General features: G+C 71.2%; 22 protein-coding genes. 9 read left to right on the top strand and 13 right to left on the bottom strand.

Annotation, left to right across the window (positions count from 1 at the left end; genetic code table 11):
- Positions 1-100 precede the first annotated feature (100 nt).
- From COUCH_RS04625 to COUCH_RS04605, 5 genes are all read left to right on the top strand, one after another.
- Positions 101-298 (top strand): acyl-CoA carboxylase subunit epsilon, encoded by a 198-nt coding sequence (locus COUCH_RS04625; RefSeq protein ID WP_249610853.1) that lies wholly within the window; start codon positions 101-103, stop codon positions 296-298.
- Positions 299-441: 143 nt separating this feature from the next.
- Entirely contained in the window at positions 442-849 is a 408-nt protein-coding gene (locus COUCH_RS04620; RefSeq protein ID WP_249610852.1) for a hypothetical protein, read from the top strand.
- Positions 849-2,273, top strand: coding sequence for a hypothetical protein (locus COUCH_RS04615; RefSeq protein WP_249610851.1), 1,425 nt, complete (start codon positions 849-851; stop codon positions 2,271-2,273). The genes COUCH_RS04620 and COUCH_RS04615 overlap by 1 nt, the downstream gene beginning before the upstream one ends.
- 26 nt (positions 2,274-2,299) lie before the next feature.
- On the top strand, positions 2,300-3,382 hold the full coding sequence (gene mycP / locus COUCH_RS04610; protein ID WP_249610850.1) for a type VII secretion-associated serine protease mycosin: 1,083 nt from the start codon (positions 2,300-2,302) through the stop codon (positions 3,380-3,382).
- A 43-nt stretch (positions 3,383-3,425) separates the two neighbouring features.
- Entirely contained in the window at positions 3,426-4,043 is a 618-nt protein-coding gene (locus COUCH_RS04605) for a Maf family protein (protein ID WP_249610849.1), read from the top strand.
- A 62-nt stretch (positions 4,044-4,105) separates the two neighbouring features.
- Here the strand turns inward: COUCH_RS04605 and COUCH_RS04600 are convergent, their stop codons facing one another.
- The 3 genes from COUCH_RS04600 to COUCH_RS04590 form a co-directional block, all read right to left on the bottom strand.
- On the bottom strand, positions 4,106-4,861 hold the full coding sequence (locus tag COUCH_RS04600) for an ABC transporter permease (RefSeq protein WP_249610848.1): 756 nt from the start codon (positions 4,859-4,861) through the stop codon (positions 4,106-4,108).
- Positions 4,862-4,864: 3 nt separating this feature from the next.
- Positions 4,865-5,815 carry an ATP-binding cassette domain-containing protein gene (locus tag COUCH_RS04595; RefSeq protein WP_249610847.1) on the bottom strand — a complete coding sequence of 317 codons (951 nt, stop codon included), beginning with the start codon at positions 5,813-5,815 and terminating at the stop codon, positions 4,865-4,867.
- A 145-nt stretch (positions 5,816-5,960) separates the two neighbouring features.
- A complete protein-coding gene (locus tag COUCH_RS04590; RefSeq protein WP_249610846.1) occupies positions 5,961-6,527 on the bottom strand; it encodes a PadR family transcriptional regulator in 567 nt (188 codons plus the stop codon).
- A gap of 66 nt (positions 6,528-6,593) precedes the next feature.
- On the opposite strand from COUCH_RS04590, the gene COUCH_RS04585 reads away from it, so the two are divergent.
- Positions 6,594-8,354: an acetyl/propionyl/methylcrotonyl-CoA carboxylase subunit alpha gene (locus COUCH_RS04585; protein WP_249610845.1), complete on the top strand. Its 1,761-nt coding sequence runs from the start codon at positions 6,594-6,596 to the stop codon at positions 8,352-8,354.
- Between the two features lie 79 nt (positions 8,355-8,433).
- Here COUCH_RS04585 and COUCH_RS04580 read toward each other — a convergent pair whose 3' ends face one another.
- The 4 genes from COUCH_RS04580 to COUCH_RS04565 all read right to left on the bottom strand — a co-directional run bounded on the left by COUCH_RS04580 (position 8,434) and on the right by COUCH_RS04565 (position 12,546).
- Positions 8,434-9,348: a transglutaminase family protein gene (locus COUCH_RS04580; protein WP_249610844.1), complete on the bottom strand. Its 915-nt coding sequence runs from the start codon at positions 9,346-9,348 to the stop codon at positions 8,434-8,436.
- Entirely contained in the window at positions 9,345-10,250 is a 906-nt protein-coding gene (locus COUCH_RS04575) for an alpha-E domain-containing protein (RefSeq protein ID WP_249610843.1), read from the bottom strand. Before COUCH_RS04575 ends, COUCH_RS04580 begins: the two co-directional genes overlap by 4 nt.
- The gene (locus tag COUCH_RS04570; protein WP_249610842.1) at positions 10,244-11,770 is read right to left on the bottom strand and encodes a circularly permuted type 2 ATP-grasp protein; all 1,527 of its coding nucleotides are present in this window, start codon (positions 11,768-11,770) and stop codon (positions 10,244-10,246) included. Before COUCH_RS04570 ends, COUCH_RS04575 begins: the two co-directional genes overlap by 7 nt.
- 335 nt (positions 11,771-12,105) lie before the next feature.
- On the bottom strand, positions 12,106-12,546 hold the full coding sequence (locus COUCH_RS04565) for a hypothetical protein (protein WP_249610841.1): 441 nt from the start codon (positions 12,544-12,546) through the stop codon (positions 12,106-12,108).
- A 541-nt stretch (positions 12,547-13,087) separates the two neighbouring features.
- On the opposite strand from COUCH_RS04565, the gene COUCH_RS04560 reads away from it, so the two are divergent.
- Positions 13,088-13,840: a DedA family protein gene (locus COUCH_RS04560; RefSeq protein WP_249610840.1), complete on the top strand. Its 753-nt coding sequence runs from the start codon at positions 13,088-13,090 to the stop codon at positions 13,838-13,840.
- A gap of 19 nt (positions 13,841-13,859) precedes the next feature.
- Here COUCH_RS04560 and COUCH_RS04555 read toward each other — a convergent pair whose 3' ends face one another.
- Positions 13,860-15,260 carry an NAD(P)H-quinone dehydrogenase gene (locus COUCH_RS04555; protein ID WP_249610839.1) on the bottom strand — a complete coding sequence of 467 codons (1,401 nt, stop codon included), beginning with the start codon at positions 15,258-15,260 and terminating at the stop codon, positions 13,860-13,862.
- A gap of 107 nt (positions 15,261-15,367) precedes the next feature.
- Between COUCH_RS04555 and COUCH_RS04550 the strand changes: the two genes are divergently transcribed.
- Positions 15,368-15,829 carry a gamma-glutamylcyclotransferase gene (locus COUCH_RS04550; RefSeq protein WP_249610838.1) on the top strand — a complete coding sequence of 154 codons (462 nt, stop codon included), beginning with the start codon at positions 15,368-15,370 and terminating at the stop codon, positions 15,827-15,829.
- On the opposite strand, the gene COUCH_RS04545 is transcribed toward COUCH_RS04550, so the two are convergent.
- The 4 genes from COUCH_RS04545 to COUCH_RS04530 are packed head-to-tail and all read right to left on the bottom strand — an operon-like array spanning position 15,826 to position 19,127.
- A complete protein-coding gene (locus tag COUCH_RS04545; RefSeq protein WP_249610837.1) occupies positions 15,826-16,779 on the bottom strand; it encodes a GNAT family N-acetyltransferase in 954 nt (317 codons plus the stop codon). The two genes, COUCH_RS04550 and COUCH_RS04545, sit on opposite strands and share 4 nt — an antisense overlap.
- Positions 16,780-16,793: 14 nt before the next feature.
- Entirely contained in the window at positions 16,794-17,531 is a 738-nt protein-coding gene (locus tag COUCH_RS04540) for an SCO6745 family protein (RefSeq protein ID WP_249610836.1), read from the bottom strand.
- Between the two features lie 44 nt (positions 17,532-17,575).
- Positions 17,576-18,493, bottom strand: a complete 918-nt coding sequence (locus tag COUCH_RS04535) for a hypothetical protein (RefSeq protein WP_249610835.1) — start codon at positions 18,491-18,493, stop codon at positions 17,576-17,578.
- A gap of 1 nt (position 18,494) precedes the next feature.
- Positions 18,495-19,127 (bottom strand): MBL fold metallo-hydrolase, encoded by a 633-nt coding sequence (locus tag COUCH_RS04530; protein ID WP_249610834.1) that lies wholly within the window; start codon positions 19,125-19,127, stop codon positions 18,495-18,497.
- 108 nt (positions 19,128-19,235) lie between these two features.
- Between COUCH_RS04530 and COUCH_RS04525 the strand changes: the two genes are divergently transcribed.
- Positions 19,236-20,162 carry a DUF4349 domain-containing protein gene (locus COUCH_RS04525; RefSeq protein ID WP_249610833.1) on the top strand — a complete coding sequence of 309 codons (927 nt, stop codon included), beginning with the start codon at positions 19,236-19,238 and terminating at the stop codon, positions 20,160-20,162.
- Here the strand turns inward: COUCH_RS04525 and COUCH_RS04520 are convergent.
- A complete protein-coding gene (locus tag COUCH_RS04520; protein WP_249610832.1) occupies positions 20,159-21,418 on the bottom strand; it encodes an amidohydrolase in 1,260 nt (419 codons plus the stop codon). The two genes, COUCH_RS04525 and COUCH_RS04520, sit on opposite strands and share 4 nt — an antisense overlap.
- Positions 21,419-21,542 lie beyond the last annotated feature (124 nt).

Raw genomic sequence — 21,542 nt, 5'->3', positions numbered from 1 at the left:
CGCAGAAAATACCCGGTCATGTCGAGCCGCAGCGAATCGATCAGCCGAGTGTGGGACGCGTGTCACCGCGTACCCACCGGTACGGTCGTACCCTTGATCAATGGAAGAGGAACCGCTGGTCAGCGTGGTGCGCGGCGTACCGACCCCGGAAGAGCTGGCCGCCCTGGTCGGAGCCCTGGCCAGCCGATACACGGGTACGGATGGGAGCACCGCGAAGCCATCGACGAGCCCTTGGACGCGCAGCGCCCGGCGCGGCGCCGGACGAGGCTCCTGGCGGGACTCCGGCTTGCCGCGGTGAGGACTCCGGCTTGCGGCGGTGGGCGAGGCTGGTGAATAGACGGCCGTCTGTCCACAGGCCCGGGCACGGGGTCGAGAACACCGGCCGTCACCGACTAGTCTCGCGGAAGACTTCGCGCACTCTCGGGGGAGGGCCCAGGCGTCATGCACGAGCCGCCGACCAGCTCGATCACAAGCTTCACCGCGATCGAAACCGACATCCAAGCGATGGAGGAGTTCGCCAAGACCCTGGCGAACGAGGTTCAAGCAGGCTACGAACCCAACCTGCAGCGAGTCACCGCGTCGATGATGACGAAACTTCCTGAGGCCAACGACCGCATCCCCGAGCTGCAGAGGTTCCTCAAGGCGCACAACGAGGTCCAGAACGTGACCTTGGCCAACACCTACAACTTCCGCGACGGTACGCACGTCTTCGCCAGCGCCGCCCAGTCCATCAGCGATGAGTACCGCAACTCGGACGCCTACGCGCACGCCAAGGTCGGAGACGTCGAAACAGCCTTCACCGAAGCGACCGCCGCCACGGCACGCAGCACGAAGGCGGAGAACGGCTGATGCTCATCGCAGACGGAGGCGGCGGCTACGGCGGCACGGACTGGAATTCGAGGACCGTCCGCGAAATGTGGTTGGCAATTGCCGATCAAGACACGGACAAGCACTTCGACGTGGTGGCCGGCTGGAGGCAGACGGCCGACCTGACCATCACCCACCTCGGCCAGGTCCAGATGTACCGCGACAACCTCGCCTCGGTCTGGCCCCCGTCGAAGAGCCCGGCGGCAGCCGCCTACCTCGAGCGTCTTGACAAGCTGATCGCCGACCTCCAAGCCACCCACGACGCCGCGTCGGCCAACTACACGGCCTTCTCCACGGTCGCGCTGACGCTGAGCCTGGCCAGGAACAAACTGAAGCCGCTGTTCGATCAGTTCGAGGCCAACGAGAACGCCAACAAGGCCTGGAAGGCCGAACAGGACGCCCAGCCTGTCGACCCCACCAAGACACCGAAGTTCACCACGCCGCCGGTCTCATCAGTCCAGCAGGAGCAGCTGAACAACCAGGCGCGGGTCATCATGTACGACCTGAGCAGCACGGTGATCAGCGGACAGAGCGCACTCCAGAAGCCCAAGCCTTACGACCCGGCGCAATTGGGTAATGACGAATCCGGTGCGCGGCATGACGGGTCGTCATCCGACTCGGGGTTTGCTACCCCACCCATCATTCCTCCGCCGGGTGGTGCCGACACGCACGCCTCCAGCTCGTCTTCTCGCCCCGGTCCCACCCACGGCGTCGCACAGGCCACCTCCACCATCACCCCCGGCTCCTCAAGCCATGCGGCGCCGGGGAGTCCGGGAACAGGCGGCGTCGGAACGGGTCCCATCCTGGGGGGAATTGCGACCAGCCCAGTCGCACCTCCACCGACGTCCGTCGTCCCGCCAGGCGCCAGTCTTACGCCGGCGCTCCCACCCACTTCCGTCGGCACGATTCCAGGGGTCATCGCGCCGAACACGACGAGCGGCCAAAGGACTCCAGTTGGCCCTACGCCCGGTGGTGGTCGATTGCCCGAGGGCGCGATGAGGGTGGGCAGCGGCATCCCGACGGGCCGCACGGTGTTGCCCTCGGGCGGCGTTATCGGGGCGACTCCGGGTAGCGGCACCATCGGCCAAATGCCTGCTACAACTCAGGGTCGCCGCGCTCTCGGTGGCGGTCGCGTCAATCCGGTCGGTGGCGTTATCGGCCAGGAAGGAGCCGGCCCCAACGGGGTTCGTCCCGCCGGCCGGCCGGTCGGATCAACACCCGCTTCAAACATCATGGCCCAGCCGTCGTCCCGAGCGACCCGCAAGGACTCCGACGACCGCTCTGAGCGCACTCACTGGGATCCGGACAACCCATGGGCGACGCATCAGGGGGTCGATCCCGTGGTGCTTCCGCCAGGCGAACCCGGGCCCATTGAGCCGGGTCCTGCCATCGGCATGGACAGATGAGACGCTCGCTATTGGCTGTCGGAGCTGTGGCGGCGAGCTTCGGGATCGTCGCTCCCGCAACTCCCGCGAACGCGGACTTCATTCGCGACAGGCAGTGGCATCTCAAGTCGCTCGACATTGCGACAGCTCATCGCATTTCAACCGGAGAAGGGGTGACGGTAGCCGTCATTGATTCCGGTGTGAGCAGACATCCTGATCTAGCCGGCAGCATCCTCGCCGGCACTGACTTCGTGAAAAAGGGTGGAAACGGTCAGATCGATAAGACCGGCCACGGAACGGGGATGGCCGGCCTGATTGCCGCGCACGGTAGATCGGGCGTAGGCGCCCTGGGCATCGCGCCTGACGCCAAGATCCTTCCCATTCGCGTCCTGGATACCGAGGAGCCGAGAAACGCAGAATTGGGTCCAGCGATTAGGTACGCGGTCGCCCACGGAGCACAGGTCATCAACATCTCCGTCGGGGGAGGACTCAACGCAGCGACGATGACAGCCGTCCAAGCGGCCGCCGACGCCGACGTGGTCGTCGTCGCGTCCGCGGGTAACAAGCCCCAGAATGTCGGCGTCACAGCACCCGCGGTCCTGGACTCAATCGCAGCCGTGGGCGCGGTCAACAGAAAAGGTCGAAAGGCGGATATATCTGTGACTGGTCCGGCCCTGGATTTGATGGCCCCGGGCGAAGACATCGAAAGCACAAGCAACCGGGGTCAATACCGCACCGGGACTGGGACGTCGGACTCCGCAGCCATCGTCTCTGGGGCTGCTGCTCTGCTGCGCAGCAAATACCCCGACATGACGGCCGAGGAGGTCGTTGAGAGACTCGAGCAGACCGCCACAGACAAGGGCGCACCCGGTGTCGACCCTGAGTATGGGCACGGCATCGTCAACATCGTCGCCGCTCTGAGCGATGACACAACGCATGCGTCAGCAAGTCCGAGTGCCACTCCCCCCACCTCGACACCCACGACTCCCGCTGAGGCCGCACCCGCAAACCCCGAAGCCAAAAGCAACGCAACCCCGCTGATCGCGGTCGGCGCAATCGCTTTGGCAGCCTTGGCCCTAGGCGGCGTCTTGCGGCTGCGCCGCAGGCGGTCCACCAGCAGCTCCGGGTAGGCACAACCGCCCCCGGCCCCTCCGGCTTGTACCGTTGGCGCTCGTGCGTACCGACAACGGCCCCCGGCTTATCCTCGCCTCGGCCAGCCCCGCCCGCCTCCAACTCCTCCGCGCCGCAGGCTTTGACCCTTCCGTACAGGTCAGCGGCGTCGACGAGTCCGTCGTTCAGACGGATGACGCGTACGAGATGTGTCTGGCCCTGGCTCGGATGAAGGCTCAGGCTGTGGCGACCACCCTGCCTTCCGAGCCCGACGTCCTGGTGCTCGGCTGCGATTCCGTGTTGGCCTTTGACGGGCAGATTCTCGGCAAGCCGGCGGACGCCCAGGAGGCTGCGACCCGGTGGCGGGCCATGCGGGGGCGGTCCGGCGTGTTGCACACCGGGCACCATCTCACCGATCTGACCAGCGGGAAGCAGGCCGAGGACGTCGGCGCAACGGTCGTGCATTTCGCCGATCTCACGGACGACGAGATCGATGCGTACGTGTCCAGTGGCGAGCCGCTGCACGTTGCCGGGTCTTTCACCATCGATGGGCTCGGCGGGGCCTTTGTCGAGCGGATCGAGGGGGATCACGGGAATGTGGTCGGGTTGTCGCTTCCGTTGTTCCGGAAGCTGCTCATGACGTTCGGTGTGAGTGTCCCCGAATTGTGGAAGAGTCGCTGACCGACCTCAGGTAGCGGACCGGCCGCCGCGAATGACGAGTGTCGCGGCGGCCGGCCGCGTTCCTACCGGACGCTTCGGGCGAACAGTCGCGCCGCCCAGGTGATTGCCGCCACGGCGAGCACGGCCATGATGACGAGCCCCTGCCACACAGCGGGAGCTCCCAGGTCTCCCCGGAACAACGCCCGCACCCCGTCGACCGCCCACGAGAACGGGTTCCAATCCGCGATCCCCTGCAACCACCCCGGCGCGAACGTCAAAGGCAGCAGAATGCCGGACAGCAACAGCACCGGCTGCGCGACCGTGTTCATCAGCGGCGCAAGGACGTCCTCGCTCTTCACCGAGGCCGCCACGCCGTAGGACACCGCCGAGGTCATGAGCGAGATCAGGGCCAGCATCAGGTACGCCAGCAGCAGGTTCCCGAGGACCACGCGCAGGTCGAACAGCAAGGCCAGCAGCGTGATGATGACCGCCTGGGCGAGCAGCGACACCGTGTCCCTCAGGGAGCGGCCGAGCAGCAGGGCGAAGCGGCTGACCGGGGTGACGCGGGAGCGTTCGATGACTCCGGCGCGGAGTTCCGCGATCAGGCCGAAGCCTTGGAAGAGGCCGCCGAAGATGGCGAGCAGGACCAGCAGGCCGGGTACGAAGATCTCGTACGCCTCGGCGTTGGTGCGCACGTTCAGGGCCGGCTTCAGCAGCGGCGCGAAGAGCAGCAGGTACATCACCGGCTGGAACACGCCGACGAGGATCCAGACCGGGTTGCGGAGCAGGAGCAGCGCCTGTCGCTGGAAGATCAGCCACGTGTCGCGTAGCAGTTTCATGGCTCAGCTCTCCCGCAGCGATCGGCCGGTCTTGGTCAGGAACACGTCGTCGAGGGTGGGCCGGTGCAGCTCGATGGTGCCGAGCGGTACGGCTGCGGCGTCGAGCGCGCGCAGGACCAGGGGGATCGCCGCGGCGCCCTCGTCGACGTAGAGGCGGACGCTGTCGTCGTGGGTCTCGAGCTTGGTGACGAAGTCGGCCGAGCCGAGAACCTCCGCCGCCCGGGCCGGCGAGTCGACTCCGACGCGGACGACGTCGCCGGAGATCTCCCGTTTCAGCTCCTCCGGCGTGCCGGAGGCGACGATCTCGCCGTTGTCCATGATCGAGATGCGGTCGCAGAGCGCGTCGGCCTCGTCGAGGTAGTGCGTGGTGATGAACACCGTGATGCCTTCGGCGCGCAGGCGGCGGATCTCGTCCCACATGTGGGCCCGGCTCTGCGGGTCGAGGCCGGTGGTGGGCTCGTCGAGGAAGACCACCTTGGGTTCGTGGATGATGCCGAGCGCGATGTCGACCCGGCGGCGCTGGCCACCCGAGTAGGTCTTGCACTTGCGGTCGGCGTACGCGGCGAGGTTGAACGCCTCGAGCACCCGCTCGGTCCGGCCCTGGGCGTCCGCGCGGGAGATGCCGTAGAGGCGCGCCTGGAGGATCAGCTCTTCGCGGGCCGTGGAGTCGTCCCAGGTCGCGCCGCCCTGGGCGACGTACCCGATGCGGCGCCGCACCTCGCCGGGGTTCTTCCGCAGGTCCGCGCCGGCGACGACGGCGGTGCCGCCGTCGGGTTCGATCAGCGTGGCGAGCATGCGCAATGTGGTGGTCTTGCCGGCGCCGTTGGGCCCCAGGAAGCCGAAGATCTCTCCCTCGTCGACGGTCAGGTCGACGCCGCGGACGGCCTCGACGGTCTTCTTCTCTTTACCTTGGCGGGACGTGAACGACTTGCGCAGTCCCCGCGTTTCGATCATCTCGGCCCCCACTTGTGGGCGGGCCCGCGGCCCGCCGCCGTGCAGCGGCAGGCAGAGACCGCCGCTGTCAGGCGGAAAGACCGACGAAGAGGCCCCGCCGCCGGAAGGCAGCGTAGGACCGGCCAGGGCGAGTAGTCAAACTTGATTATTTTCCGCCGGGTGCTGGAAAGTACGCCGTCCCGGCCTCGATCAGCCCGGCCACCCGCGAGCACCACCGGATCTCCGCTTCCGCCCGCTCCATCGCCAGCTCCCACATCCAGTTCACGTACACCGGCTTCTTGGCCCCCCAGTCCGACCCCATCGCCGCCGCCAGCTGCTTGTTCCCCGCCTCGAGCTGCGTCGCCCGGTTCCGCAGCGCCGCGGCCGCCTCCTCGCGCGGCAGGGCCGGGAGGAAGGAGAAGGCCGCCATGAACGGGTCCGGCGACCCGCTCAGGTTCCACCAGTTGCCGCGCAGCAGCGACTCGAATTCGGCCACGCCCTTCTCGGTGATCTCGTACGTGGTCCGCGCCGGCCGCGCCCCGACCTGCTCGGTCGCCACCTCCCGCAGCAGGCCTTCCTCGGAGAGCTTGCGCAGGCCGTGGTAGATCGAGCCGGGCTGGACGTTGGCCCACTTGTCGGCGTTCCAGCTCAGCAGCTCGCGGCGGACGTCGTAGCCGTGCACCGGCTGCATCCACTGGACGATGCCGAGAATCATCATGCGGGTGGCGGACATGGACGTCAGCGTAATAGGCAAACTTGACTGAGCGCGCATGTCGGTACCGGCCGGTAGGCTCAGCCCGTGCGCAAGGTTTTGATCGCCAACCGCGGCGAGATCGCCGTCCGTGTCATCCGGGCCTGCAGGGACGCAGGCCTGACCAGCGTCGCCGTCTACGCCGACAGCGACCGGGACGCGCCACCCGCGCGGCTCGCCGACGAGGCTTATGCGCTCGGCGGGGAGACGGCGGCGGAAACCTATCTGCGCATCGACAAGCTGATCGACGTCGCCCGGCGCAGCGGTGCCGACGCGGTGCATCCCGGCTACGGGTTCCTCAGCGAGAACGCCGAGTTCGCTCAGGCCGTACTCGATGCGGGTCTGACCTGGATCGGTCCCTCGCCGGCGGCGATCCGCGACCTCGGTGACAAGGTCACCGCGCGGCACATCGCGCAGCGGGCCGGCGCGCCGCTGGTGCCGGGCACCGCCGAGCCGGCGGCCGGCGCCGACGAGATCGTCGCGTTCGCCCGGGAGCACGGCCTGCCGGTCGCCATCAAGGCGGCGTTCGGCGGCGGCGGCCGCGGGCTGAAGGTGGCCCGCACGCTGGAGGAGATCCCGGCGCTGTTCGAGTCGGCGACCCGGGAGGCGGTCGCGGCGTTCGGGCGCGGCGAGTGCTTCGTCGAGCGCTACCTGGACCGGCCGCGTCACGTGGAGGCCCAGGTTCTCGCCGACACGCACGGGAACGTCGTGGTGGTGGGCACGCGCGACTGCTCCCTGCAGCGCCGCCACCAGAAACTCGTCGAGGAGGCACCCGCGCCGTTCCTGAACGCCGAGCAGCGCGAGCGCATCCACTCCAGCGCCAAGGCGATCTGCCGCGAGGCCGGATACCACGGCGCCGGCACCGTCGAATACCTGGTCGGCCAGGACGGGACGATCTCGTTCCTGGAGGTCAACACCCGCCTGCAGGTCGAGCACCCGGTCAGCGAGGAGACCGCCGGGATCGACCTCGTGCGCGAGCAGTTCCGCATCGCCGACGGCCTGCCGCTGGCGCTCAGCGAGGACCCGGAGCCGCGCGGGCACGCCATCGAGTTCCGCATCAACGGCGAGGACGCGGGCCGCAACTTCCTGCCCGCGCCGGGCACGGTGACCGCGCTGACCTGGCCTTCCGGGCCCGGTGTCCGGGTCGACGCGGGCGTCGAGGCGGGCAGCGTGATCGGGGGCAACTTCGACTCCATGCTGGCGAAGATCATCGTGACCGGCGCGACCCGGGCGGAGGCCCTCGAGCGCGCCCGCCGGGTGCTCGACGAGACGGTGATCGAGGGCATCGCCACCGTGCTCCCGTTCCACCGCCTGGTCGTGCGCGACCCGGCGTTCACCGGCGAGCCCTTCACCGTGCACACCCGCTGGATCGAGACGGAATGGGAGGGCGGCGTCCCGGCCTTCACCCCGCCCGCGGCCGCGGCGCCCGAGGCGCCCGAGCGCGAGACCGTCGTGGTCGAGGTCGGCGGCAAGCGCCTGGAGGTGACCATCCCCCGGACCCTCATGACGGGTACGCCCTCAGCAGCCGGCCCGCGTCGACCGGCCCGCCGGGGAAGCGGGTCGGCCGCCGCCTCCGCCGCGGGTGGTGCGGGCGCGCTGACCGCCCCCATGCAGGGCACGGTGGCCAAGGTGGCGGTCGCCGACGGCGATCAGGTCCACGAGGGCGACACCATCATCGTGGTCGAGGCGATGAAGATGGAGCAGCCGCTGACCGCGCACTCCGCGGGCACGGTGTCCGGTCTGTCCCTCAAGGTCGGCGACACCATCGCGGCCGGCACCGTCGTCTGCACGATCGAGAACGACGCCTGACCCGGAGCCGGACACGCCGGCCGGATGGCGGACGCCGTCGGCCTCCGGCGCCGCAGCGAAGCGACGAAGCGACGAACGATCAGCGGAGCCGGGTGATCGTCACCTCGACGGCCCGGCCGGTGCCACCGGACCCGGCGGGGCCGGGGTACAGGGCTTTCAGGGGCGGCACGTCACCGTGTTCGCGGCCCCGGCCGACCACGACGTGCCGTTCGCCGACCGGCACGCCGTTGACCGGGTCGAACGCGGTCCAGCGGCCGACCCACCACTCGACCCAGGCGTGGCTCTGCCCGGCGACCGTGTCCCCGATCGCCGCGGCCGGCGCCGGGTGCAGGTAGCCGGAGACGTACCGGGCCGGCACGCCCATCGCCCGCAGCAGCCCCACGGTCAGGTGGCTGATGTCCTGGCAGGCCCCTCGGCGCAGCTCCCCGACATCGCGGGCGGCGCTCTGCCCGCCGGCGTCCGCAGGCCCGGTGGCGACGACGGCACCGCGGGGGCCGGGCCGGACGGCGACCTCGGCGCGGACGAACTCGCAGGCTGCCAGCGCCGCGGCGTGCGGGGTCGAGTGGGCACCGCGGATGTCCGCCGCGATGGCCGTCAGCTCGTCGGTGAGGCCGGTGCGCGGGGTGGGCCGGAGCAACTCGTACCAGCGGTCGACGGTTTCCGGGACGGCCAGGTCCGGCCAGCCCGCCCCTTCGCCGTCGTCGATGAGGTCGCCGGGCGGCTGTGTTTCCACTGTGGAAGTGGCGGTGACCGTCACCGTCTCGTGCGGCGCCTGCAGGTCGAACGCCGTGACGACCGTGCCCCAGTAGTCCTCGTAGCGGTATGTGCGCGCCGGCGGCCACACCTCGACATGCGCGTCCAGCACCGCCTGGCGCGCCTCGTTGCGGGGCCACATGCGGGCCTCGTGGTACGACGACGACACCGGCCCGGCGTAGTCGAAGCCGCTCCGGTGCTCGATCTTGAGCCGCCAGTTGTCGGTCATCGGGCTCGTCATGCCACCACTTCCGACATCCAGGTGACCGCCGCGGTCCGGGGGAAGTAGCGGCGCGACACCGCCTCGTCGACCTGCGAACACGTACGTTCCAGGTCGGCCAGCACCGGCGCCAGGTCGTCGATCAGCTCGTCGGCGCCGCGGAACTCGAGGTTGGTGCGGGCCCGCCCGAGGAGCCGCTGCGCGTCGGTCGCGACACCGGAACGGCCCGGGTCGGGCTCCAGGTCGGACAGGCACGCCTCGGCGGCGCCGAGGGCGGCGAAGACCGAGCGGGGGAACAGCCGGTCGAGCAGCAGGAACTCCGCGGCGTGCCGGTCGTCGAGGGAGCCACGGTACGTCCGCTGGAACGTCTCCCACGCCCCACAGGACCGCAGCAGCGTCAGCCACGACGGCACGATGCCGCCCATCTTTTCGTGCGTACGCAGCAGCCGCGCGGTCATGTCGACCCGTTCGACGCTGCGCCCGAGCACGAGGAACCGCCAGCCCTCGTCGCGGCTCATGGTGGCCTCGGTGAGCCCAGCCATGACCGCGCACCGTTCCCGTACCGATCGGAAGAACGCGTCGGCGAGGTCATGCCGGGTGACGGTGAGACATTCCCGCATCTCGGCGGAGAGGGCTTCCGGGATGCCGCGGGCGTTCTCCCGGGCGGCGGCAAGCGCACCGGCGACCGAGGCAGTGCTGCGCTCGTCGAGGCCGAGCACCGCGACCACGTCCGCTGACGTGACCGGGTCGTCCCGGCCGGGCATGCCCATCACGGCCAGCAGCGACCGGCAGGCCCGGTCCTCGTCGGTCCACGGGTCCACGCGCACGCGCTGCAGGTGCACATCGATGATGCGGGCGGTGCCCTCGGCGCGTTCGACGTACCGGCCGATCCAGTACAGCGACTCGGCGACGCGGCTCAGCATCCCCGCGCTCCCTGTTGCTGCCGATGAGCCTCACCCACGCCGGTGGGACCCGGATCCGGGCGGCCGGCCACCGGCAGCGTCACTGCCGCCGCACGGTGAGCGTCGGGGGCGGGAGAGGAGTCGAGCACCCAGGTGTCCTTGGAACCGTCGCCCGGGCCGGAACCTGGCAGCGTCACCCGGGTGAGGCCGCCGGGGAGCACCCGGATCTCGTCGCCGTCGTTGACCGCGTACGAGCGCAGCTGCACCTGCCGGCCGCGCAGCCCGTCGCCGACCAGCGTCGGCACGGTGGAGAGCTCGACCTCCCGCTGGGCGATCCAGCCGCGTGGGTCCGCCGTGATCGCCGACGCGACCGACTCCAGCTCCGCCGAGGTCGCGAGCGAGCCGACGACGACGCCCCCGCCGCCCACCGCGTCGACCGGCTTGAGCACCAGTTCGCCGAGACGGGTCAGCACATAGTCCAGGACGCCGGGCTCATCCAGCCGGTACGTGTCCACGTTGGGCAGCAGCGGCTCCTCGTCCAGGTAGTACCGGATCAGGTCCGGCACGTAGGTGTAGAGCAGCCTGTCGTCGGCGATGCCGTTGCCGACCGCGTTGGCGATGGTGACCCGCCCGGCCCGCGCCGCGTTGAGCAGCCCGGCGACGCCGATGACGGAGTCGGCCCGGAAGTGGACCGGGTCGAGGAAGTCGTCGTCGATGCGCCGGTGGACGACGTCGACGCGCTGCTCCCCCGCGGTCGTCCGCACGGCGACGTCGTTTCCGGCGCAGACCAGGTCACGGCCCTCGACCAGCTCGACGCCCATCTCCCGGGCCAGCAGCGCGTGCTCGGCGTACCCGGCGTTGTGCACGCCCGGGCTGAGCACCACGACCGTCGGATCGCCGACCCCCACGGGCGCCGCCGCGCGCAGGGCCCGCAGCAGCATCACCGGGTACGACTCCACCGGCAGGACCCGGGCGGCGGCGAAGACCTCGGGGAGCACCTGGGCCACAGCGCGCCGGTTCTCCAGCAGGAAGCCCGCCCCGGACGGGATGCGTACGTCGTCCGCGAGCACCCGGAACGCGCCCCGCTCGTCGCGGACGAGATCGACGCCGGCCACGTGGACGCGGACGCCGTTGGGCGGGTTGATGCCGGCCGCGGCCCGCAGGAAGTGGGCGCTGGTGGCGATGATGCGGCGCGGCACGACGCCGTCGGCGAGCACCTGGCCGGGCCCGTACACGTCGGCGAGGAAGGCCTCCAGCGCGCGGATCCGCTGGGCGACCCCACGCTCGACGGCGCGCCACTCGGCGGCCGCGATGATGCGGGGGACGATGTCGAGCGCGAGCCGGCGCTCCACGCCGGGCTCGGATGCATCCCGGCCGGCGAAGGCGTGGGCCAGCACCTCCGCCCGGGCGCCCAGCTCAGCGCCGGAGAGCGGCTGCAGCGTGGCGTGCAGCGCCGCATAGCTCTCCCGGGGCAGGCCGGGCTCCGCGAACATCTCGTCCCAGCCGGGGCCGAGGCGGTAATCCTCAGAGAGATCCGCCATGGCCCGACCCTAAGGGCGGGTCATTGCGCGTGGGTAACGGTCGGGCCTTCAGTGCGTTCGCGGGTGGCGGCGGGGCGGCCGGACGGCGGCGGCGGCGGCGGCGGCGGCGGGACCAACTGACTAGATCATGCCGCTGTGCTGCTGCTTGCCTGCCGAAGCCTCTCCGCTCAGTCGCATCACCGCTCCTCCCTCGCTCCAGCGCCAGCAGCGGGAGGTTCGCGGATTTAATAACCGACGTTGGTGCGCCGGGCCGAACGGGCAGCCACGCCCATGGCCCGCCCGAGCACGGGGCCGCCTGGACGACGGACGCGTTGGCCCTTCCACCCGGAATGCGCCTACGGCAGTGCCCTCTGGTAGCGGGACAACTCCCGAAGGAGCCGCGCCGGCCGCGGGAAAAGCTCGCCCACTTCGACGCGGAAGCCCATTCCGCCGGGCAGTTGCCGCACCCGTGGAACCGGACCGCAGGGCGCTGTCGTAGTCACTTCGTGCAGAGCGATGGGAACCACATCGAGCACCGCGAAAACACCCCACCGGTGCACCGACACGCTCGCCACATTCGCCCAGCCGACAAAAACCGGCGCACCGCCCTGAGCCAGCTCGATGCCAGCGTCGGAAATCCGAACCCATACCGGTCGTCGACGTTGTCGCCACGCGACGCCCAGCATGCTGCCGAAGCAGGGGCCCAGGACGGGGAAGAGGAGGGCCAAGTCGGGCTTCGGCCACCCGCCGAAGAGCAAGCCAAGAGCAGTCCATGCCAGGCCCAGCGAAACCGTCATGACCGGGAGCATGACCACAAGGAACCACCCAAGCCGAAGGCGAAACAACACGCCGCGCTCCGCAAATGCTCGGGTCATCACAGGAGTACAACATCGGTCGCAGCCGAGTCGTAGATCCAAACGGCTGATTCAGCACAACCGACCGGGATGAGGCCGTCTCCAGGCCGTCGGAGATCGACCAGCGACGACGTTTGCCCAGCTCAGCCGGGATGTGGCCGGTGACCAGGACCGCAAAGGTCGGGCCGCCGGTACGGGACCTACCGACGGCCCGGGCGCCCCCCGTGGCGAGGCGCCGAGAGAGCGGCCCGGCTCCCACCGTACGCGGGATCACACCGCGCCGAAGAAGCTCTTAATACGGATGGAAGCGCCCGAGATTGGCAGAAAGCGCCCGCGTCTTGACCCCCACGTGCGACGTTCAGGACGTACCGTGTCGGGCATCACCGTTTCCCGGGCCTGATCCGGGCTCATCCTGTACTCAGCCCATTCTCAGGTGCGCACACGGACAATGCCGTGAACCCTGGAGCCGCGAGGTGGCGACCCGATGACCGACCTGTTGACCGTGATGGCAACACCGGCGTGGGCCTACCTGGCAATTTTCGGGTTCCTCGCGATCGATGCGATGGTCCCGGTGGTGCCGATCCAGGCGATCATGATCACTTCGGGCGCCCTCACCGTCTACGGCAACCTCAACCTGGCTCTGGTCATCGCGGTGGGCGCGCTGGGCATGTTCACCGGCGACTCGATCGCGTTCGTGCTGGGGCGCACGGCCGGGCACGCCCGCAAGCACTGGCTGAGCGACCGGCTGGCGGCGCTGCGGCAGCGGTTCGCACCCCGGGCCGACCCGGGCGCCCCCGAGGCGGAACCCACCGAGTCGCGCACCAAGCGCGCGGCGGCCCGTTTCACCCGCGGCCTGCGGCGGCCCGGCCCGCTGGTGCTGCTGCTCTGCCGGTTCGTGCCGGGCGGGCGGATGGCAGCCGGATACCACGCGGGGCGCACCGGCTACCCGATCAAGCTGTTCATCCTCTACGACGGCGGCGCGGCCATCGCCTGGGCCACGTACGGCGGCCTTGTCGGCCATGTCGGCGGCACGGCGGTGACGCAGTCGGCGTGGCGGCTGTTCGCGATCGCGGCCACCGCCGCCCTCATCTTCGGCACCGCGGGCTGGATCCTCGCCCTGTTCGGCGGCCGCAAGGACGCCGGGGAAGCGGGCGAGGAGGCCGGGGAAGCGGCAGACCCGGCGGAGGAACAGGTCGGCGAGGTCCCGGCCCCCGAAGGGCAGCGCGCCCGCCGGTGAGAGCGGGCGCGGCCCACGGTCACTGCAGCTCGTGCTGCATGAGCTGACGGGCGGCCTCGGCGATCGAGCCGGACAGCGACGGGTAGATCGTGATCGTGTGGGCCAGCTGGTCCACCGTCAGGTTGTTCTCGATCGCCATCGTGATCGGCAGGATCAGCTCGCTGGCCTTCGGCGCCACCACCACGCCACCGACGATCTGACCCGTGGCCGGGCGGCAGAAGAGCTTGACGAACCCGTCGCGCAGGCCGGCCATCTTGGCGCGGGCGTTGCCGGTCAGCGGCAGCATCACCTGCCGGGCCGGGACCTTGCCCGCGTCCACGTCGTTCTGCGAGACGCCGACGGTGGCCAGCTCCGGGTCGGTGAAGACGTTGGCGGAGACCGTACGCAGCCGCAGCGGCGCGACGGCCTCGCCCATGGCGTGCCAGATGGCGATGCGGCCCTGCATGGCGGCGACGCTGGCCAGGGGCAGCACACCGGTGCAGTCACCGGCCGCGTAGATCCCCGGGACGTTGGTGCGGGACACTCGGTCGACGGTCACGTAGCCGCCCTGGGCGACGTCGACGCCGTACTCGCGCAGGCCCAGGTCGGCGGTGTTCGGCACGGCGCCGACGGCCATCAGCGCGTGCGAGCCGGTGACCACCCGGCCGTCGGAGAGGGTGACCTGGACGCCGTCGCCGGTGTTGACCACGGAGTCGGCGCGGGACTGGTTGAGGATCGTCATGCCGCGCTCGCGGAAGACCCGCTCGATGGCCATGGCGGCGTCGGCGTCCTCGTGCGGCATGACCCGCTCGCGGCTGGACACCAGCGTCACCTGCACGCCCATGGCGAGGTAGGCGCTGGCGAACTCGGCGCCGGTGACGCCGGAACCGATGACGACCAGGTGCTCGGGCAGCTCGGTGAGGTCGTACACCTGCCGCCAGTCGAGGATGCGCTCGCCGTCGGGCCGCGCGGAGGGCAGCACCCGCGGGGTCGCGCCGGTGGCGATCAGCACGGTGGCGGCGTCCACCGCGTACGGCTCGCCGCCGTGCGGGCTGATCAGCACCTGGTGGGTGTGGCCGAGGGTGTCCTCGCCGAGCCGCGCCCGCCCGGCCACGACGTCCACCCCGGCCTTGACCAGCTTCGACTGGATGTCGCCGGACTGGGCGAGCGCCAGCTTCTTGACCCGCTCGTTGACCGCCTTCGCGTCGACGCTCACGCCCTCGAGCCCGGCGGAGCGCACCCCGAACCGCTCGTTGTGGCGGTAGCCGGTCACCACCTCGGAACTGGCGATGAACGTCTTGGAGGGCACGCAGTCGGAGAGCACGCACGCGCCGCCGGCCCCCTCGGCCTCGACGAGCGTGACCTCCGCGTCGAGCTGCGCCGCGACCAGCGCCGCCTCGTACCCGCCCGGCCCGCCGCCGATGATCACGATCCGACTCACGTGGGTTCACCCTCCACTGTTACGTTTCGTCACTTACGTGACTGAGTTGTGCCGACACGCACACCTCGTATTCTCCCTCACCGGCGCATCGGGCTATCGTCATCGCCGTGGGTCACTACGCCGCGTACGGCTCAAACCTCGATCCGGCCCGTATGCGGGCCTATTGTCCGCACTCGCCGATGGTGGGCGTGGGGTGGGTCGAGGGCTGGCGGCTGACCTTCGCCGGTGAGGGCGACATGGGCTGGGAGGGCGCGGTCACCACGATCGTCGAGTCCCCCGGCGACCGGGTCTTCGTCTCGCTCTACGACGTGCACCCCTGGGACGCCGCCCAGCTCGACGAGGTCGAGGGCGTGACCGCGGGGGCGTACCAGAAGCTCACCGTGCGGGTCTCGACGCTCGAGGGCGACCTGAGCGCGTGGGTCTACGTCTTCGACGGCTACGAGGGCGGCATGCCGACGGCCTGGTATCTCTCCGAGATCGCCAACGCCGCGGAGAAGGCGGGCGCGCCCGACGACTACGTCAACGAGCTGCGCCAGCGCCCCACCCGGACGTCGGCCCCGGAGCTCTAGATCTTCAGCTCGTAGACGTTCGCCTCGAACATCGGGCGCATCCCCACCGCGCGGTAGAGCCGCGCGGCCCGGGTGGGATTGGCCAGGTCGACGCCCAGGCCGACGGACGTGCGGCCCTTGGCCGCGTAGGTCGCGAAAGCGCGGCGCAGGAGCGCCTCACCCACACCCCTTCTCCGGTACGCCCTCAGCACGGCGAGGTTCCGCACCCAGCCGACGCCCTCCTCGGCGCTGGAGTCGGAGGACTGCAGCACCCCCGCCCACTCCCCGTCGGCCTCCCCGACGAACCATTCGTCGTACGAGACGCTCGACTCCGCGGCGATACCTTCCCGCCAGGCGTCGTAGCCGGTCGCGTGGTGGTCGCTGTCCCGGAACGCCTCCTCGATCGTCGCGTGGAAGCGGCGCATCTCGGCCTCGTCGCCGGCGCGCACCGGGCGCACGGTGATGCCGGGCGGCGGCTGCGGCGGCTCGGGCGCCACGCCCTCCAGCGACATGGTCATCCGGGCGTGCTGCTTGATGAACGTGAAACCGGCGTCGGTCAGTGCGGCGATCCACGGCTCCTCGGTCGGGACCGCGCCGGCCCGAACGACGTACGGCGAGTGCCCGAACTCGGCGCCACGCTCGGCGACGCGCCGCAGCATGAGCTCGAGGAGCGGCCGCTGCGCCGGTACGCCGCGCTCGGGCCAGACGTACACCTCGACGAATTCGCGGTCCCCGCCGCCGGGGTTGTGCGGGTACGCCCACCCGACGATCGCGCCGCCCTCGTCCACGGCCACCCAGCAGTCGCGGGACATGTCGGTGTTGACGCCGGTGAGCGCCTCGCGGACGTCCTCCGCGGTGAAGTCGGGCTCCCCCACGGCGGCGATGTCGCTGGCCCGGGCCAGGGCGAGGATCTCGGGGATGTCGTCGAGCGTGGGCCGGCGCGTACGCCACCCGGCGGGAAGTGCGGTCACCGCGCCAGCGTGCCCTATCCGCCGATCCGGTGCGACAGGGATTCCAGGAGCCCGATCAGTTCGACGCGCTCGCCGAGGTCCAGGGCCGCGTACGCCTGCCCGGCCAGCGAGTCCGCCACCGACTCCGCCCACATCAGCCGCCGCACGATCGGCCCGGCCGGCGGGTACGGCGGTTGCCAGCCGAACGCGACCGCGCCCGTCTCCCCCTCGGGCCCGGCGATGATCGCCTGCAGCGGGGTGAGGCCGCTGGCCCGGACGGCCACGACGTGCACGCCGAGCCGGTGCTCGTGGAGCAGGTGCAGCACGACCGCGAGCTGGGCGCCCGGCGACGCGTCGGGCACCGGCATGGCCCGCCAGGCGGCGAACAGTGGCAGCCCGGCGCAGTCCACGGCGTCGGCCACCCGCTTGGCCAGCTCCAGCAGCCGGGTGAGGCGCGGGAAGTCGCCGAGCTGGTCGACGCCCCAGCGGCACAGCTCCTGCAGGTGCCACGTGGCCACCTCGACCGGCGCGGTGGTCTTGGCGGCCGCCTCCCAGCCGTCGGTGAGCGCGTCCGGGGCGATGAAGCCGATGGCAGCCGCGGCGGTCTCCGGCCGGACGTCACCGAGCGCACCGGCCCGGGCGGACACGTGGTACGCCCACCCGGACAGGCCCATCAGCCGGGCGCGACGCAGCGTCTGCGGGGACTCGGCGAACGCCCCGACGAGCGACGCGAGGCCCGCCCGGGCATTGGCGGCTGCCTGTTCGGGGGTCACCCGCCCGATTCTGCTCTCTCTGACCGGTTCTGGAAAATGGCCGACTAGACCGGTTCATCCGCTTCAAGATCCTCGAGCGCGGCCTCGACGTCCCCGACGCGGCGGCGGCCCACGGAGGCCTCCCGTTCGGCCGATCGCCGGGCGAGCTTGCGGCGCGACACCTCGGCCTGGGCCACGATGCGCTGCCGCTCCAGCTCGGCGATCTGTTCCTCGAGCTCGTCGACGGCCTGCCCGGCGTTGCGCTCGGCCTCCTCGGCCTGTTCCAGCGCGGCGCGCGCCTTCCGGTCCGCCGAGTGCGCCGCGGTCAGCTCGCGCTCGAGCTCGCGCCGCTTCGCCGCGCGCTCGGCCCGGGCCTTCTCCTCGGCCCGGCGCCGCCGGTCGTCGCCGGGCGAGGGGCGCGGGGCCTCGTCCGGAGCCTCCTCGGCCTCGGCCTCGTCGGCGTCCTCCGCGGTGACCAGGCGCAGGCGGGGCCGGGGCACCTCACCGAAGCCGGCGTACGTGGCCGCCTTGACGAGCCGGCCGCTGCGGACCTGCTCGGCGATCTCCGGCTCGGCCAGCGCGGCGGTCAGCGTGGCCTCCACCTCGGCCATCGGCAGCTTCGCCCCCCGCAGCCCCGGGTCGTCCTCGACCGCGAGCTGCTGGGCGGCGCGGACCAGCGCTGACACCACCTGCCGGCGCTGGGTGGACAGCTCGCGCAACTGGTCGCCCTTGAGGCTGCGCTGGGCCTGGCGCAAAGCGGTGGCGAGCTCGACGAGATCCTCGATCAGGTCGGGGCGCCGCAGCGCGAGCAGGTTCACCAGCCACGCCGCCACGGTCGGCTTGCGCAGGGCGGCGAGCCGCTTGGCCAGGTCCTTGTCGCCGGCTCTGCGCGCGTCGGCCACGGCCTGGGCGCGGCCCGCGACGAAGTTCTCCGGGGGTGCCTCGTACAGCCGGCGGATCAGCTCGTCGGTGCTCGGTGCCACGTCAGGGGAGCGTAGTGCCGGGGGCGAGCTGCGCGTACGAGGTGCCGCCCAGCCGTTCCAGGTGTCCGTTGGAGATCTGCGCGCCGGTCGCGGTGAGCAGGAAGTCGTGCAGCGCGTACGCCCGCCCCGGCTTGACCGCGCGCACGAAGTCGATCGCCTCGCTCAGCTTCATCCACGGCGCGTTCAGCGGCACGAACAGCGTGTCCACGTTCTCCTCCGGCACCGTGAACGAGTCGCCCGGCGTGTACACCGACTGGCCGCCGTCGGAGATGAGGTATCCGAGGTTGGCGATGCGCGGGATGTCCTGATGGATGACCGCGTGCTGCCCACCGTACGCCCGGACCGTGAAGCCGGCGGCCTCGACGTGCGTGCCGGGCTCCACGGCCGTGACCACGTCGGCGAACGCCGTCAGTTTCGGCAGCACGTCGGGGTGGGCGTAGACGCGGGTGCCCGGCCGCTGGGCCAGGGCGTCGGCGAGCCCGTCCACGTCGAGGTGGTCGGGATGCTCGTGGGTGATGAGGACGGCGTCCGCCCCGGCCAGCGCCGCCCGCTCGCTGAACGCGCCGGGGTCGACCACCAGGACCGCATCGCCCTCGATGCGTAGGCAGGAATGCGTGAACTTCGTGACGCGCACGGGACCCCTCCGCTGCCGAATCGTGACCGCTCACCACGCAGTCTGCCGGAACCGGCGTCACCGCGCCGCACGTCCCAGGGTCCAGACCGCACGGGGAAGGGAAGATCCATGAACGGACGAACTCGGGTCAGAACGGCCGTCTGCGCCGCGGGGCTGGTGGCCGCGCTCGCCCTGCCGGCCTGCAGCAGCGACCGCGCCGGCGACAAGGCCTCGTCGACCTCGGGTGGCGGGCCCGGCATCAGCGAGCAGCGCGCGCCCGCCGAGGGCGGGGCCGCCGCCCCCGCCCAGCAGCAGGGGAAAGACACCGGCGCGAAGGCCCCGGACCTGGGCGTGGACCAGCGGTCGATCATCTACACCGGGTCGATCACCGTACGGGTGGACGACGTCAACACCGCCGCCGCGCGCGCCACCGGCATCGCGACCGCCGCGGGGGGCTTCGTCGGCGGCGACAAACGCAACAGCAACGGCGACCAGGGGTCCAGTGACGCCACGCTGACGCTGCGGGTGCCCGCCGAGAAGTTCACCTCCGTGGTGGACCAGCTCGCCGCGATCGGTACGGAGGAGCAGCGCGGCATCAACACCGAGGACGTCACCGAGGAGACGATCGACCTCGACGCCCGGATCGCCACCCAGCAGGCCCGGGTGGACAGCGGCCGCAAGCTCCTGGCCCAGGCGAAGTCGCTGAGCGACCTGGTCATGCTGGAACGCGAGGTCGCCACCCGGGAGTCGGACCTCGCGTCGCTGCAGGCCAAGAAGCGCCGGTTGGGCGACCTCACCGCACTGTCCACGATCACCGTCGTGCTGCTCGACCCGCAGGCCGTCAAGCAGGAGAAGGACGACGACGGGGCGCCCGGCTTCCTCGCCGGGCTGCGCAACGGCTGGGACGGGCTGCTGGCGTCGCTGGCCGTCGTGGCGACCGTGGTCGGCTGGCTGCTGCCGTGGCTCCTGCTGCTCGCCCTGCCGGCGTGGGCCGTCCTCTGGTACGTACGCCGGAGCCGGCGGGCCCGTCCTCCGCTGGAGCAGGAAAGCGCTTAGAAGGCGCCGGTGGACAGCGCAGCCATCGCGGTGTGCACCATGACGCGTACGCCGTACCCGATGCAGCGCTCGTCCACGTCGAAGTTGCTGGTGTGCAGGTCGTACTTGACCTCCGAGCCGGGCGTGCCGGTGCCGAGGCGGATCATCGCCCCGGGCACGTTCTCGAGGTAGAAGGAGAAGTCCTCGCCGCCCATGCTGATCTCCGCCTCGACGACGCGGTCGGCGCCCAGCGCGGCGCCGGCCGCCCCGGCGATCACGGCGGAGGCCATGCGGTCGTTGATCACCGGCGGGACGCCCCGGTTGTACTGGATCTCGGCCTTGGCGCCGGTGGCCGCGACGACGTCGTGGATCAGCTGGGAGATCAGCTCCGGCGCCTCCCGCCAGGCCTCGCGGTTGAGGATGCGGACGGTGCCGAGCACCTCCCCCTCGCCGGGGATCGCGTTGAACGCCTGACCGGCCTTCACGGCGCCCCACACCATGGAGACGCCGGCCCGCGGGTCGACCCGGCGGTCCAGCAGCGCGGGGACGTCCACGATGACCCGGCCCAGCGCGTGCACCAGGTCGGCGGTCAGGTGCGGCCGGGCGGTGTGCCCGCCGGGGCCGGTGAGGCGTACGCGGACCGTGTCGGCCGCCGCGGTGAACGGGCCGGAGCGGACCCCGACCAGGCCCGCGGGCAGCTGCGGGTAGCAGTGCAGCGCGTAGATCGCGACGACGTCCTTGAGCGCACCGGAGGCGATCACCTCGGGGGCGCCGGAGGGCACGTACTCCTCGGCCGGCTGGAAGATCAGCCGCACCCGGCCGGGCAGCTCCCCCTGCTCGTTGAGCTGCGCCAACGCCAGGCCCAGCCCGAGCAGCACCGTGGTGTGCACGTCGTGGCCGCAGGCGTGGGCGACCTTCTCCACCGTCGAGCGGTACGGCACGTCCTTGGTGTCCTGCAGCGGCAGCGCGTCCAGGTCGGCGCGGAACGCCACCACCCGGTCGCCCTCGCCGATGTCGCAGATCAGGCCGTTGCCCTTGGGCAGCAGCTGCGGCGAGAGGCCCGCCACGGCGAGCTCCCGGGCGACGAGCGCGGCGGTCTCGAACTCGGCGTTGGACGGCTCGGGGTGCGCGTGGATGTGACGGCGGATGGCCACGAGCTCGGCTCCCCGGGCGGCGAGCCAGCGGTCGAGCTGACCGGGCAGGGGCTCGGCCCCGGGGGGCGGTCCGGGGAAGGTCGCCGTCTCGGCGCCGGCCGGCGCCGTCAGTGCACTCGTCACGTCGATGTCTCTATCGCTCTCGGTATTCGGTCCGTTTTCCGCAACGCGCGACAGCCTAGACCCATTTTGGTGACGCTGTGCAACGTCATTCCCGTATTGGTCGGATCGCGGACTGTTACGAAAG

The sequence above is a fragment of the Couchioplanes caeruleus genome (assembly GCF_023499255.1).
Lineage (GTDB): Bacteria > Actinomycetota > Actinomycetes > Mycobacteriales > Micromonosporaceae > Actinoplanes > Actinoplanes caeruleus_A.
Note: the sequence above shows the minus strand (reverse complement) of the source record. Positions and strands in the feature narration are given on the sequence as shown.